The organism is Rhodococcus sp. CH91 (assembly GCF_022554085.1).
Lineage (GTDB): Bacteria > Actinomycetota > Actinomycetes > Mycobacteriales > Mycobacteriaceae > Rhodococcus.
In genome coordinates, this window is sequence record NZ_JAKFYR010000004.1 from 125,991 (window position 1) to 140,584 (window position 14,594).

Genomic DNA, 14,594 nt, shown 5'->3' on the forward strand with positions numbered 1-14,594 from the left:
CTGAAGGTACGCCATCTGACCATGATGGGACTCGGGTCCGCCATCGGCGCGGGCCTGTTCCTCGGTTCCGGTGTGGGTATCGCCGCGGCCGGTCCGGCGATCATCGTGTCGTATCTGCTCGCCGGCGTCATGATCATCTTCGTCATGCGCATGCTCGGCGAGATGGGCGCGGCGCTGCCGGTCAGCGGGTCGTTCTCGCACTACGCGCGCATCGGCATCGGGCGCTGGGCCGGCTTCTCGATGGGCTGGCTCTACTGGTTCATGCTGATCATGGTGCTCGGTGTCGAGATCACCGGCGCCTCCGCGATCGTCCAGTCGTGGCTACCGGGCGTACCGCAATGGGTGGTCGCGCTGGTCTTCGTCACCTTCTTCGCGATCGTCAACCTGGCGCGGGTGGCCAATTTCGGCGAGTTCGAATTCTGGTTCGCGGCCCTGAAGGTCGCGGTCATCGTCGCCTTCCTGGTGATCGGCGTCCTGCTCGTCTTCGGCCTGCTGCCCGGAACCGAACCCGTCGGCACCACCCATCTGCTCGGTGACGGCGACGGATTCGCTCCCAACGGCCTCGCCGGCATCGCGGCGGGCCTGCTCGCGGTGGCCTTCGCGTTCGGTGGCATCGAGATCGTCACGATCGCCGCGGCCGAATCGAAGGATCCGGAACGGTCCATCGCCACCGCGGTGCGCAGCGTCGTCTGGCGCATCTCGATCTTCTACCTCGGCTCGATCTCGATCATGGTGCTCGTGCTGCCGTGGACCGCAGCGAGCGGAGACACGTCACCCTTCGTCTCGGTTCTCGACATCGCCGGCCTCCCCTATGTCTCCGGCTTCATGGAACTCGTCGTGGTGATCGCGCTGCTGTCGGCGTTCAACGCCAACGTCTACGGCACCTCGCGCATGGCCTATTCACTGGCACGCGGGGGCGACGGCCCCGCATGGCTGAGCAAGCTCACACACCACGGTGTGCCCCGCAACGCCGTGCTCGTCTCGGTGTTCTTCGGCTTCGTGAGCGTGTGGCTCAACTGGCTGCTGCCCGACACGATCCTCGGCATCCTGCTCAATGCCGTCGGTTCCGCGCTGATCGCGATCTGGCTGTTCATCGTCGTCTCGCACCTGCGGCTGCGCCGCAGATTCGAGCAGGAGGGCACCCTGCGCCTGCGCATGTGGCTGTTCCCCTATCTCAGCTGGTTCACGCTCGCGCTGCTCATCGGTTTCATCGCCTTGATGCTCTCCGACAGCGCGGCCCGGGTACAGCTCGCCTCGACCTTCGTGTTGTTCGTGATCATCACTCTGCTGGGGGTGCTCTGGCACCGGACCCACGATCCGGTCGTCAGCGGCCGGTCCGGTCAGCAAGTGCCGTGAGCACGAGATTCGTGATGTCGAGCGGGTCGCTCGTCCGGTAGGCGGTCCCTCCGGTCACCGCTGCGATCTGCTCGAGTGTCGCGGAGTCGACGTTCTCACCGAGCGCGATCGTGACCACCCGTACCGGCCGGGACGGGTCCGCCTCGGTCCTCAGCGTCTCGAGCAGTTCTTCCTTCGAGATCTCCGAGCCGGTGTCGGTACCGTCCGTCACCACGACCACGCTGTGGGCCGCCCGCGGGTCGTAACCGTTCTGTACGTGCCGGAAGGCGGCCAGGGTCGTGTCGTAGAGCTCCGTGTTCTCGTCGTTCGTCCCGGCCGTGCTCGCGAGCAGCGAAGTGAGTTCGTTGCGGTGGGTGCGCCCCTCGGCCGTCGAGTCGAAGCGTCGTATCGGTGCCGCCTCGACATGCTCCTCGCCACCCACTCCCCCGCCGAAGAACCACAGGCCGGCCGCCATGCTCTCCGGGAGAACGTCGTTGGCGGCCAGCGTGGCGCGCCGGACCAGGTCGATACGGCTCGCATCCCCGACGTCGCGGTTCATCGACGCAGAGACGTCCACCGCGAAGAGGGTGCGGACGGACAGCGCCTGCAGGGCCCACACATCCATCGCCTCCCTGTGGACACTCTCGTCCTGCAGGGCCAGGACGGGGACGGGACCCACGCCGCGATCGTCGGGGAGCGCCCGCCCGCCCCCGTCCCGGAATCCGTGCCGCGCCAGCCGGTCGAGTCCCCGGCCGGCGTGCAGAGCCTCCGTGAGGACCGCCGCAGCGGCGGACGCCTGATCGTGCCGCTCCCCTCGGGCCGTCACGACGAGTGGATAGTCCACGAGCAGCGTGCCGGTGGCGGGCACTGCGGTACCGAGATCGTCCTCGCGGATCCGGCGGAAGGTGTCGACCTGCTGTTCTGTGCTCACGGCCGTCCCGCCACTCGCGGAGATCTGTTCGAGCAAGTGTGAACCGACCGGCACTTCCTCCTCCCGGAGCCGCTCCTGTTCGGCCAGGGGTGCCATGATCGGGCGCACCGTGCCGATCGCGACGGGGTCGTCGGCAGCCTCGGCCAGGACGGCCCGGATGGCGCCTGCCGGAGGACCGGATCTGAGGGGATTCCCGAAGACGAGATCGGGGACGGACAGCGCCGCCCGCCAGTCGGACACCGGTTCGACATCTCCCGACACGCCCGCGAGCACGAGCGGCGTCGTGGCGAGAGGCGTCGACACCGTGCGGACGGGACCGGTCGCGGTCCTGCCCGCCCACGAAGCCCACCAGCCACCAGCGGGGATCCAGAGATCCGGCACGTGGTCGGCTCCGAGCCGTGCCGACACCTCCCCCGGTTCCTGTTCGACCACCTCGAAGGCGACACATCCGATGCCGCCGGCGATCTCCGAGATCACCGGTGCGAAATCGGAGGACACCGCCACGGTGTAGCGCTCGACTCCGTCGCAGTCGTTCCGCTCTTCCATGACGAGAAAAACGGCCGACGCCGATGCGAGAACGAGAACGAGAACGGCCGCCGCGACGAACCAGCGCGCGACGCGGCCCTGTTGCACACCGGACGGTTCGCCCCGCCGGGCCGCCCCCTCACGGTTCGGCGGACCCGATTCGGACGTCCCGGACTCCCCCGCCATGCGCCGGTCCCCTCGCACTCGCCCTGGTGACGCCGTCGACGCCCACGACCGATGATATCGGCCGCGTGCCCGACGGAGGACGAATCCGCCGTGATGTCAGGCGTGTTCGACGCTCTCCTGCTCGAGCCGGCGTGCGATGAGCGCGGCTTGCAGTTGCCGCAGTCCCGACGGCCGGGTCGGATCGAATCCGGTGAGCTGCGCGACCCGCTTGAGCCGGTAGTCGACCGTGTTCGCGTGGACGTGCAGGGTGCGGGCCGTGAGCTGACGGCTGAGGTCGTGGGCGATGTGGGTTTCGAGCGTCTCGACGAGTTCGGGCGAATCGTCGAGCGGATCGAGCACGCGCGCGAGATGACGACGAGCAGGTCCGGGGCGGGTGAGCTGGTATTCGAGCGCGAGGTCCTGCATACCGTACGCACCGACCGGGCGGCCGAGGCGCCGCACGAGATCGAGCAGCTCGTGGGCCTGCTTCGCCGCGGCGGGCACCTCCCGCACGGGAGCGTGCACGAGTGCGATCGCGAGGGAGACCCCCGCGACGGTCTCGAGACGCTGCCGGAAGTTCTCGATCGCCTCCGTGCCGGGCGAGTCGGGCAGCAGCACGGTCCCCCCTTCGGGCCCGAGCATCGCGAGGTGGCGTCCCTCGCAGATCGCCTCGAGTTCGGTCTCGACGCGGCGAAGCGTACGACGCGCGACGACCTCCGGACGCACGTGTGGGTTGCGTTCGTCGGGGTGACGCGTCAGCGAGACCGCGAGCACCGTGTACGTGTCGGCGAGTACGAGACCCGAGCGTTGCGCGACCGCGGCCGCGTCGTGGCCGCTGAGCATCGCGGTGACCAGTTCCTGCGCCGCGACGTCGCGTTCGCGCCGGATGGCATCGAGTTCGGCGACGAAACCGGTGGTCGCGGCGACGGTGACCTTCTCGAGCAGGGCCATCCACAGACGTGAGGCGTCGGAGACGGAGACGACGTCGCCCTCGCGGGCCCGGTCGGTGACGAGTTCCCAGCCGAGTCTGATGCCCTCGTGGTAGATGCGGAGCATGTACTCGAGGCGGAAGCCCGCGCGGGCCCACTGGGCGGCGCTGCTGCGCAGGTCGGCGAGTTCGGCGTCGGAGGGCAGTTCCCCCGAATCGAGAAGATGGATCGCGATGCGCAGGCATCGCACGGTCACCTCGGTGACGTCACCGCGCAGCGACTCCCCCGGCCGGAGCGAGCACGGAGCCACGTTGTCGGCGAAATGCGCGACGAGTTTACGAGCGACTGCCGGCAGGTCCCGCAGCGGAACGGACGCGGGTTTCCCGTCCACGAGGAACAGCGGTGCGCGATCACCGTCCCCCCGGCGATCGTGCCCGGCTACCCGGATCTGATCCGTTACAGACATCCCTCGAACCCCCATCGAAGTAAGTAGATCTACACGCAGTGCTGTAGAGAATCCGCCTCGCAGTGTGACACATGCAACCCCTCCGGCCGATTTTCCGTGAAGTTCGCGTAACACGAACCCGTCGCCGGCGGTCGCAGCCCGTCCCGTCAGCTCAGCTGCTTCTTCTGCACCTTGCCCATCGCGTTGCGCGGGAGAGCCCCCACCACACGCACCTCCCGGGGGCGCTTGTGCACCGACAGTTGTTGCGCGACAAGATTGATCAACTCGTCCTCGTCGATCCGCAGATCGGCCGCAGACGGCACCACGAAGGCTGCGATCCGCTGCCCGAGATCGTCGTCCGGCAGGCCCACCACGGCCACCTCCCGCACCGAGGGATGTCCGAGCAGCACGGTTTCGATCTCTCCCGCACCCACCCGGAAGCCGCCCGTCTTGATCAGATCGGTCGATTCCCGGCCCACGATGCGGTGGAATCCGTCCTCGTCGATCACGGCCACGTCGCCGGTGACGAACCACCCGTCCTCCGTCCACGCCGCAGCGGTCGCCTCCGGCCTGTTCAGATATCCGTCGAACAACATCGGCCCGCGGACCTGCAACACCCCGATGCTCTCCCCGTCGTGGGGTACCTCGCGTCCCTGCTCGTCGCGCAACCGGGTCTCGACTCCCGCCACAGGCGTGCCGACCCAGCCGGGCCGGCGCTCACCGTCGACCCTGGTACTGAGGGTGAGCATCGTCTCGCTCATGCCGTAGCGCTCGATCGGCACCAGGCCCGTCAGTTCACGCAACCGCTCGAAGACCGGCACGGGCAGCGGTGCACTGCCCGAGACGAGCAACCTCGCGCCGCTCAGTGCGCGCGCCGACTCCTCGTCCTCGGCGATGCGGGCCCACACGGTCGGCACCCCGAAGTACAGAGAGCCCCCGGCTTCCGCATATGCCTGCGGCGTCGGCCTGCCGGTGTGGACCAGCCTGCTCCCGACCCGCAGCGCGCCGACCACCCCGAGCACCAGCCCGTGGACGTGGAAGAGCGGAAGACCATGCACCAGCGTGTCGCGCGAGGTCCACTCCCACGCCTCGGCGAGGGCATCGATACCTGCGGCGATCGCCCGCCGGCTGAGCAACACCCCCTTGGGAGCCCCGGTGGTGCCGGAGGTGTAGAGCACGAACGCGATGCCCGACGGATGCGGTTCGGGCAGATGGTGCCAGTCGCGGGCGTGCAACCGGACCGGAATGCTCGGCAGCTCGGGCACATCGGGATGCTGCACCCCGGGAATCGGGCCGAGCCAGGCCTGCGCACCCGAATCCTTCAGGATGTGGGCGAGTTCGGCGGGTCCCGAGTCGGGCGGCACCGGCACCACCGTCGTCCCGGCCAGCAGTGCGCCCACCACGGCCACGAGGGTGGTCGCGCTCGGCGTCGCGAGGACGGCCACCCGATCCGCCCGCGCCACCCGCGCCGCGACCGCGGTGGCAGCGCCGAGCAGATCGCTGCAGGAGAGGGTCCGGCCGTCGATGCGGACGGCGTCCGGGAGATCGTCACCACGGGCGACGGCCAGCGGGTTCAGCGAACGAAGCAGTGCAGACACAGCAGACACGATCCCATATCGCCGTCGCACCGCTGACGAGGCGTCAGGTCCGGATGTCGCTGGGCGCTGCGGATCCCGCCGTTCGTGCGAGTCCCGCCGGGGGGAGCACGGTGGCCAGAACCGCGCCGAGCAGCATGCCGATCAGGATCGCCACACCGTGTGCGTCGTCGAGGACCACGAGCACCACGCCGAGGACGAATGTCGCGGCGGCCGCGACGAGCGACCCTCGTGACGCTCCGACCACCGGCCACAATCCCGCGAGGGTCGCGGCGGCCGCGAGTGTCGCCCCCGTCGTCCCCGCTCCGGTCGACGGGAAGACGAAGGTCGTGAACAGTCCCCAGAGAATCTGACCGAGCACGAACAGCCCGATCGCGCGGTGCCACCCCCACACCCGGACGATCGCCACGGCGACCACCGCGAGCAGGACGAGATTCACCGCGGTGAGCAGCACCCCGCCGTCCTCGATCAAGCCGGCGGTGAGGACGCGCCACCACTCCCCCGCGTCGCGCGTGCGCACCGGTTGCCGCCGGAAGGTATCGAGCAGGCCGGGGAAGATCAGCCGGGCCAGCGACGCCGTCGCGACCACCGCCCACAGCACGGTCGCCGCGACGGGCGGAGGCCACCAGAACGACCGGGCCGCCGCACGCGTACCGCTCCCTGCGTACGAGCGCGACGCGCTCACCGCGGCGATCGCCACCGCGGCGACGTAGAGCACCCACAGACGCGGATCCTCACCGGACGAACTCACGGGGCCAATCTACCGGCGTGGGGGCCGGAGATCGGCCCGACCGCGCATGCGATCAGGTCAACCGTGCGGCGGCAGCAGCGATGTCGGCGTCGCTCGCGGTGAGCGCGATCCGGACGTGCTGGACTCCACCGGGACCGTAGAACTCACCGGGAGCCACGAGGATCCCGCGGTCGGCGAACCAGTCGACGGTCGCCCGGCACTCCTCGCCGCGCGTCGCCCACAGATAGAGCCCCGCTCCCGAATGGTCGACGGTGAAGCCCGCTCCGCGGACCGCTGCGAGCAGCACCTCACGCCGCTTGCGGTATTTCTCCCGCTGGGCGTTCTCGTGCTCGTCGTCGTTCAGGGCCGCGGTCATCGCCGCCTGGATCGGCAACGGCAGCATCATGCCGGCATGCTTGCGGACCTCGAGCAGGTCGGTCACGAGGTCGGCATCGCCGGTGACGAAACCGGCCCGGTAGCTCGCCAGGTTCGAGGTCTTCGACAACGAGTGCACGGCGAGCAGGTTGGTGTGGTCGCCGTCGCACACGCTCGGGTGCAGGATCGACAGCGCCTCACCTTCCCAGGTGAGACCGAGATAGCACTCGTCGGAGACGACGATCGTGTCCCGGCTGCGGGCCCACTCGACGACCTTGCGCAGGTGGTCGAGCCCGAGCACCTTGCCGGTCGGATTGGACGGCGAGTTCACGAAGACCAGAGCGGCGCCCTCCGGTCCGAGGCGGGTGAGCCCGTCGGCGCGGATGATGCGGGTACCGGCGAGCAGGCCGCCCACCTCGTAGGTGGGGTACGCGAGTTCGGGGATGACGACGAGATCGTCGGCACCGAGACCGAGCAGAGACGGCAGCCAGGCGACCATCTCCTTCGTGCCGATGGCCGGCAGGATCGCCGATTCGTCCAGCCCGGTGATGCCGTAGCGGCGCTCGAGCGCACCGACTGCTGCACGCCGGAGTTCGACGGTTCCGTGCGTGGCCGGGTAACCGGGTTCCTCGGCGACCGACACGAGCGCCTCGCGGATGACGGGCGCGACCGGGTCGACCGGGGTGCCCACCGAGAGGTTGACGAGTCCGTCGGGATGCGCCGCGGCCTTGGCCTTGGCGGCGGTCAGGGAATCCCACGGGAAGTCCGGCAGGTTCTTCGCCACCGAACGGCGAACACGTGTGGTCACGACTGCTCCACCAGTCCCATCGCCACCGGTGTCTATTCCTCGCCCATCGGCGGGAGGTTCTTGACGAAGGGCGGGTCGTAGTCGACCTTGCCGAGCTTCGCGGCACCGCCGGGCGAGCCGAGATCGTTGAAGAAGTCGACGTTCGCCTTGACGTACTCGGACCACTCGTCCGGAACGTCGTCCTCGTAGAAGATCGCTTCGACGGGGCACACGGGCTCGCACGCACCGCAGTCGACGCACTCGTCGGGGTGGATGTACAGCATGCGACCGCCCTCGTAGATGCAGTCGACGGGGCATTCCTCGATGCATGCCTTGTCCAACACGTCCACGCACGGTTCCGCAATCGTGTACGTCACTGCTGTTCTCCCTGCCTCTCTGTCAGCCCGCCGACCTGCGCGGCCTCGCCGAAGGGACGTTCTCGACGCCCACGGTCCTCCAGTATCCCCCGACCCTCCGCAACGCTTCGGAGTAAGGGTCCCCTACCACGCTCGGGTTCGTGGCCCGAGGTCAGCGCGAGGTCAACGGGATCTCCATGGGTGTGTACGCCGTGGTCCGCTGACGGGCGGGCCGGCCGATGCCCTCGGCGATCGCGACGAGTTCGGCGACGGTCTTCTCCGATCCGTGCTGCGAACCGGCCATCCGCGAGATGGTCTCCTCCATCAGGGTGCCACCGAGGTCGTTGGCCCCGCCCTCGAGCATGGCCCGCGTACCCGCGACACCCAGCTTGACCCAGCTGGTCTGGATGTTGTCGATCCGGCCGTGCAGCATGACCCGGGCGAGCGCGTGCGCGGCACGGTTGTCGCGCATGGTCGGCCCCGGACGCGACGCACCGGCGAGATACAGCGGCGACGACTGGTGGACGAACGGCAGCAGCACGAACTCGGTGAAACCGCCCGTACGATCCTGGATCCCCCGGAGCACGTTCAGATGACCGACCCAGTGGTGCGGCTGATCGACGTGCCCGTACATCATCGTCGAACTCGACCGCACACCCACTTCGTGCGCCGTGGTGATCACCTCGACCCACTCCGCGGTGGGAAGTTTGCCCTTGGTCAGTACCCAGCGCACCTCGTCGTCGAGGATCTCGGCCGCGGTGCCGGGAATCGTGTCCAGTCCTGCCGCACGGAGTTCGACGAGCCAGTCGCGGATGGACGTCCCGCTGCGTGCCACGCCGTTGACGATCTCCATCGGGGAGAAGGCGTGGACGTGCATGGACGGCACCCGGGCCTTGACCGCACGCACGAGGTCGGCATAACCCGTCACCGGCAGTTCCGGATCGATACCGCCCTGCATGCACACCTCGGTCGCGCCGGCCACATGGGCCTCCCACGCCCGGTCGGCGACTTCGCTCGTCGACAGCGTGAACGCGTCGGCGTCGCCCTTGCGCTGCGCGAATGCGCAGAACCGGCAGCCGGTGTAACAGATGTTGGTGAAGTTGATGTTCCGATTGACGACGTAGGTGACGTCGTCGCCGACGGTGTCGCGGCGCAACTGGTCGGCGAGCGCCACGAGGGCTTCGAGTCCGGCACCGTCGGCGTTCGCGAGCGCGATGTACTCGGCATCGGAGCACCCCCCGGGATCGCGTTCGGCGGATCGCAGCGCCGAGAGCACGTCGCTGTCGAGTCGCACCGGCGCGGAGGTACCGAGCGCGAGCACCTGTTCGCGCACGGTCTCCCAGTCGCCGAAGGCACTTCCCAGATCGGACCGGTGGGCGGTGTTCCGCCCGGTCACGTCGATCTCGGAGTTCAGGTCGATGCGGCCCGAGGACTCCCAGTCGATGTCGGGTTCCTGCCAGGGCAGCCCGGACGGGATCACCTCCCGCGCGAGACCGGTCTGCGGGTCCGCGAGAGCGTGCACGTGGGCGGTGATGCGCGGATCGATCCACGGCTGCCCGGCCAGCACGTATTTCGGCTGCGCCGCGATACGTTCGGTGAGTTCGAAACCGGCCTCCGCGCTCAGGCGCGCGAGCGTGTCGAGATTCGGCCAGGGGCGTTCGGGGTTGACGTGATCGGGTGTCAGCGGCGAGACGCCGCCCCAATCGTCGACGCCGGCGCCGAGCAGAGCACGGCACTCGTCGAGCGAGACGAGGTTCGGCGGGGCCTGGATGCGCATGTCGGGTCCGAGGATCAGCCGGGCGACGGCGATCGTCGCGAGGAACTCGTCGAGATCCGCGTCGTCGACGTCGCGCATCGCGGTGTCGTCCTTCGCCCGGAAGTTCTGGACGATCACTTCCTGGATGTGACCGAATGCCTTGTGCGACTTGCGGATCGCATGAATCGATTCGGCACGCTCGGTGACGTTCTCGCCGATCCCGACGAGGATCCCCGTGGTGAACGGCACCGCGAGACGGCCTGCGTCGGTGAGCACCCGCAGGCGCACCGACGGCTCCTTGTCGGGGCTGCCGTGATGGCACTGCCCCTTCTCGGTGAACAGTCGCTCGGAGGTCGTCTCCAGCATCATGCCCATCGACGGCGCCACCGGCTTCAACCGGGAGATCTCGGCCCAGCTCATCACCCCGGGATTGAGATGCGGCAGCAGGCCGGTCTCTTCGAGGACACGGATCGCCATCGCGCGCACATAGTCGAGCGTCGAGTCGTATCCGCGCTCGGTGAGCCACTGCCGGGCTTCCGGCCAGCGATCCTCGGGCCGGTCGCCGAGCGTGAACAAGGCCTCCTTGCAACCGAGTTCCGCTCCCTGCCGGGCGATGTCGAGGATCTCGTCCGGTTCGAGATACATGCCGCGCCCCTCGGCACGGAGCTTGCCCGGCACGGTCACGAAGGTGCAGTAGTGGCAGCGGTCCCGGCACAGCCGGGTGATCGGAACGAAGACCTTCCGCGAGTAGGTGACCGTGCCGGGGCGCCCCTCGGCGGCCAGTCCGGCATCACGTACCCGCGCTGCCGACGCGCAGAGATCCTCGAGATCGGCCCCCCGCGCCTGCAACAGGACCGCTGCCTCGTCGACGTTCAGAGAAACTCCGTCGCGAGCACGACGCAGCGCACGACGCATGCCCGAAGGTGTCGCCGGGACCGGTGCCGCGGAGCGCGAGGCGGTCCCGGGACGGACGGCGGGGGTCGGGAGCATCGCGGACTGCGGGGTGTCGTCTGCGGGATCGGTCATGCGCCCGATCATGCGCCTAACCCCACCCCCATGCCACCTCGGGGTCTATTCGTGCGGGTAGTCGTCGTCGACGGGGATTTCGCGGTGCTGCTCGTAGGCGTCGGCGGGGTCGGCCTCGAGCGGCACGTCCGCCGGCAGGGCATCGGCAGGATCGTCGTAGACGGGGATGGCCTGTTCGAGCCGGTCGGCCTCGGAATCGTTGTCGGACTGGATCTCGATGTCGAGTGCATTCGACTCCGTCATGGCGATCTCCTCCTGTGGACGGTCCGATCCGAACCCTCGGAAGCGACGAGTCCGGCCGAGCTTACGGGACCAGCCTAGCGTGGAACCGGACGTGGGTCCGTGTCGAGCAGGAGGTGCGGTGGAAGGCGACGAAGTGACGGTCGGTGGCGGGCCTGCGACGAGGCCGGTCGTGACGGTGCGGGAGCCTGCCTGGCGCCCGAGCCCGAAGGCACGGCTGCTGTGGGCCGCGAGCGCGGCCCTGGCGTGGATCCCGCCGATCGTCGCGCAGGGGGTGTGGGTGCTCGTCGCGCCCGGCGCACCCCTGTGGCACATCGCTGCGGCAGCAGCCACCCTCGTTCTCGGTGGGCTGCACGTCGTGGTGGTACCGATCTGGCGGTTCCGCGTGCATCGCTGGGAAATGGACGACACCGCGGTCTACACCCGTTCGGGCTGGTGGACGCAGGAACGCCGGGTCGCGCCGATCTCCCGGATCCAGACCGTCGACACCGAACGTGGGCCCCTGGATCGCCGGCTCGGTCTCGCCACCGTCACCGTCACCACCGCCTCCGCGGCGGGAGCGGTGGAGATCGCCGCGCTCGACAGCACCGTGGCCGACGAGACGGTCGCTCGCCTGACCGCTCTCGCGGCCGGTACCGAGACGGACGCGACATGAGCGAGACGACCACCTCCGACGCCCCGGCGGACGAACAGCTGCCGTGGTCGCGCCTCGACCGCCGCATGCTGCTGATCCACCCGATCGAGGAGATCCTGCGACTGCTGCCGGTCCTCGCGGGATCCTTGATCATCGGTACCACCAGCGGAAACCCGGTCTGGGGATTTGCCACGGCCGCCGCACTCGTCCTCGTCGGCATGCTGCGCTGGTTCACCACCACCTACCGGGTCGGGCCCGTCCACGTGGAACTGCGCCGCGGCCTGCTGCACCGTCGCGAACTGTCGATCCCCCGCAGCCGCATCCGCTCGGTGGACGTCGAACAGCGAGTTCTGCACCGCCTGCTCGGGCTCGCCGTCGTGAAGATCGGCACGGGTCAGAGCTCGGGAGGCGACCGCAATCGCTTCGAGCTCAACGGCCTGCCGATGACCGCGGTCCCCGACCTGAGGGCAGCGCTCCTCGCGACCGGGCAGCACCCCACATCCTCCGAGAGGGAGCCGGCCTCTCCCGTCCCGAGCGCGCGAGAAGTGGCGCGATTCGATGTGAGCTGGGTGCGCTATGCGCCGTTCTCCACGACCGGTCTGCTCGCCGTCGCGGCCGTCGTCGGTGCCGCATTCCAGTTCGGCATCGGCCGGCAGATCGCCGACACGCACCTCGTCCGCCGGGCGGTCGAGACCGCGGAGGATCTCGGCCTGCTCGTGGCACTGGCGGCCCTCGTGCTGGCCCTTCTCCTCCTTGCGAGCGCCGCCGCGTGCGTGCGGTACCTGCTGGTCTACGGCGACCTGCGAGTGACCGACGACCACCGGGTCCTGCGCATCGCGCACGGGCTGCTCACGACACGCCACACCACCCTCGACCGGGCGAGATTGCGCGGCGTCGCCGTGCGCGAGCCGCTCGCGCTGCGGCTCGTCGGCGCCGCGCGTCTCGATGCGGTCATGACGGGCGTGACGGCACAACAGGGCGGTTCGTCCCTCGTCATGCCTTCGGCACCCGCCGAGGAGGTACGGCGGGTCGCGGCGGAGGTGCTCACCGACCCGCGACCACTGGACGTACCGCTGCGGCCGCACGGCCCCCGGGACCGTCGCCGGCGTTACGTGCGGACCCTCGTACCGGCGGGGACCGTCGTCGTCGCAGCCCTCGTCGCACTCGTCGTCACGGACCGGCAGATGCCGGTGCCGGCACTCGCCGCGGTGAGCGCGGTGGCCGTCGTGGGAGCCTGCACGCTGGCCGAGGACCGATATCGAGGCCTCGGGCACGCGGTCGTGGCGGGCCATCTCGTCACCCGCAGCGGATCGATCGACCGGCAGCGCATCTGCCTCGATGCCGACGGTGTGATCGGATGGACGGTGAAGCAGAGTTTCTTCCAGCGCCGGGCCGGACTCGCGACCGTCGTCGCGGCCACACCGGCCGGATCGGGACACTACGAGGTGACCGACCTCCCCGCGGACGACGCGTGGGCACTCGTCGCGGAGGTCACCCCGGACATGGCAGGCAGGTGGTTGCAGGAATGACGGATCCGCAGCGGACGGGACGCACCGGGCGGGGCCCGCTCCCGGGCACTCCTCCCGCGAGTACGGCCGAACTCGACGAGGCGCTCGTCGATTGTCGTGCGTGCCCCCGCCTGGTGGCGTGGAGGGAACAGGTCGCGCGGGAGAAGCGCGCTGCCTTCCGGGACGAGGAGTACTGGGGCCGGCCCGTCCCGGGTTTCGGTCCACCCGATGCGGCACTGCTGATCGTCGGGCTGGCGCCCGCGGCGCACGGCGGGAACCGCACGGGGCGCATGTTCACGGGCGACCGGTCGGGGGACGTGCTGTATGCCGCCCTCTACGAGGCGGGTCTGGCGTCGCAGCCGACCGCAACGCACATCGGGGACGGGCTCGAGCTGTACGGCACGCGCATCACCTCACCGGTGCACTGCGCACCACCGGCCAATCGCCCCACCGTCGCCGAACGCGATACCTGCCGCCGGTGGCTCGAACAGGAGCTGGACCTGCTCGCCCCCACCCTGCGTTCGGTCGTCGTGCTCGGCGGATTCGGCTGGCAGGCGCTACTACCCGTCCTGTCGGCCGCGGGGTGGACGATTCCCGTGCCGCGCCCGAAATTCGGGCACGGCGCGCACACCGTGCTCGAACCCGGCCCGACGCGGAAACATCCGCTGCATCTCTTCGGCTGCTATCACGTCAGCCAGCAGAACACCTTCACCGGGCGGCTGACACGCCAGATGGTGACCGCGGTACTCACGGACGCGGCCCGGGCAGCGGGCCTGCCGGCGGAGCCTGCCCCGCCCCGGCGCCCGCCTGAGTGATCTCCTTGATGCGGGCCGAGAACAGGTAACCACCGGCCGGCGCGAGAGCCGCGATCGGCAGCAGGAGGGTGCGCCAGTCGCCGAGTACGAGCTGGTCGCCGCCCGGGCCGCCGACGAGACAGACGAGGAACACGACGACCCAGGCCAGCAGCGGCAGGGTCGCCGTCCGCATCGACCCGGTCTCGGCACGCACGGCCATCACCAGGAGCAGGTTGGCGGCGCCGGCCAGGATGATCGTGACGGGGAAGGGCACCCCGGCGATGTACACACCCAGGAAGAAGACCGACAGCAGGGCACACAGTCCACCGTCGAGCACGAGCAGCGCGACGAGACCGCGGCGCGGTGGCGCCTCGGCCTGCGACGCGGCGGGTTCGGCGGTTGCTGGATCGACCGTCATGATTCGATGGTGCGCTACCGGGCTCGGGACGGCGCAACCGGGGGT

At 69.6% G+C, this 14,594-nt stretch carries 13 protein-coding genes; 4 read left to right on the forward strand and 9 right to left on the reverse strand.

Annotated features, from left to right (window positions below; all coding sequences use genetic code 11):
* The first annotated feature begins 24 nt into the window (after window positions 1–24).
* Window positions 25–1,356: an amino acid permease gene (locus tag MOM01_RS09830; protein WP_241385497.1), complete on the forward strand. Its 1,332-nt coding sequence runs from the start codon at window positions 25–27 to the stop codon at window positions 1,354–1,356.
* On the opposite strand, the gene MOM01_RS09835 is transcribed toward MOM01_RS09830, so the two are convergent.
* The 8 genes from MOM01_RS09835 to MOM01_RS09870 form a co-directional block, all read right to left on the reverse strand.
* Window positions 1,325–2,977, reverse strand: a complete 1,653-nt coding sequence (locus tag MOM01_RS09835; protein WP_241385236.1) for a substrate-binding domain-containing protein — start codon at window positions 2,975–2,977, stop codon at window positions 1,325–1,327. The two genes, MOM01_RS09830 and MOM01_RS09835, sit on opposite strands and share 32 nt — an antisense overlap.
* Window positions 2,978–3,073: 96 nt before the next feature.
* Entirely contained in the window at window positions 3,074–4,351 is a 1,278-nt protein-coding gene (locus MOM01_RS09840) for a PucR family transcriptional regulator (protein WP_241385237.1), read from the reverse strand.
* Between the two features lie 146 nt (window positions 4,352–4,497).
* A complete protein-coding gene (locus tag MOM01_RS09845; protein WP_241385238.1) occupies window positions 4,498–5,928 on the reverse strand; it encodes an acyl-CoA synthetase in 1,431 nt (476 codons plus the stop codon).
* Between the two features lie 43 nt (window positions 5,929–5,971).
* On the reverse strand, window positions 5,972–6,676 hold the full coding sequence (locus MOM01_RS09850; RefSeq protein WP_241385239.1) for a rhomboid family intramembrane serine protease: 705 nt from the start codon (window positions 6,674–6,676) through the stop codon (window positions 5,972–5,974).
* 52 nt (window positions 6,677–6,728) lie between these two features.
* Complete coding sequence (gene dapC / locus MOM01_RS09855; RefSeq protein WP_241385240.1) at window positions 6,729–7,838, reverse strand: succinyldiaminopimelate transaminase; 1,110 nt, start codon at window positions 7,836–7,838, stop codon at window positions 6,729–6,731.
* 32 nt (window positions 7,839–7,870) lie between these two features.
* Window positions 7,871–8,194, reverse strand: a complete 324-nt coding sequence (fdxA, locus tag MOM01_RS09860) for a ferredoxin (protein ID WP_006550573.1) — start codon at window positions 8,192–8,194, stop codon at window positions 7,871–7,873.
* A 151-nt stretch (window positions 8,195–8,345) separates the two neighbouring features.
* Window positions 8,346–10,955, reverse strand: coding sequence for a bifunctional FO biosynthesis protein CofGH (locus MOM01_RS09865; protein ID WP_241385241.1), 2,610 nt, complete (start codon window positions 10,953–10,955; stop codon window positions 8,346–8,348).
* A 45-nt stretch (window positions 10,956–11,000) separates the two neighbouring features.
* Window positions 11,001–11,198, reverse strand: coding sequence for a hypothetical protein (locus tag MOM01_RS09870; RefSeq protein ID WP_241385242.1), 198 nt, complete (start codon window positions 11,196–11,198; stop codon window positions 11,001–11,003).
* Window positions 11,199–11,316: 118 nt separating this feature from the next.
* Here MOM01_RS09870 and MOM01_RS09875 point away from each other — a divergent pair, with 118 nt between their 5' ends.
* Genes MOM01_RS09875 through MOM01_RS09885 form a run of 3 tightly spaced genes read left to right on the forward strand, consistent with a single transcriptional unit; the run spans window position 11,317 to window position 14,152 of the window.
* The gene (locus tag MOM01_RS09875) at window positions 11,317–11,850 is read left to right on the forward strand and encodes a PH domain-containing protein (protein WP_241385243.1); all 534 of its coding nucleotides are present in this window, start codon (window positions 11,317–11,319) and stop codon (window positions 11,848–11,850) included.
* Window positions 11,847–13,358 carry a PH domain-containing protein gene (locus MOM01_RS09880; protein ID WP_241385244.1) on the forward strand — a complete coding sequence of 504 codons (1,512 nt, stop codon included), beginning with the start codon at window positions 11,847–11,849 and terminating at the stop codon, window positions 13,356–13,358. The genes MOM01_RS09875 and MOM01_RS09880 overlap by 4 nt, the downstream gene beginning before the upstream one ends.
* A complete protein-coding gene (locus MOM01_RS09885; protein ID WP_241385245.1) occupies window positions 13,355–14,152 on the forward strand; it encodes a uracil-DNA glycosylase in 798 nt (265 codons plus the stop codon). Before MOM01_RS09880 ends, MOM01_RS09885 begins: the two co-directional genes overlap by 4 nt.
* Here the strand turns inward: MOM01_RS09885 and MOM01_RS09890 are convergent.
* Window positions 14,085–14,549: a hypothetical protein gene (locus tag MOM01_RS09890; RefSeq protein ID WP_241385246.1), complete on the reverse strand. Its 465-nt coding sequence runs from the start codon at window positions 14,547–14,549 to the stop codon at window positions 14,085–14,087. The two genes, MOM01_RS09885 and MOM01_RS09890, sit on opposite strands and share 68 nt — an antisense overlap.
* Window positions 14,550–14,594 lie beyond the last annotated feature (45 nt).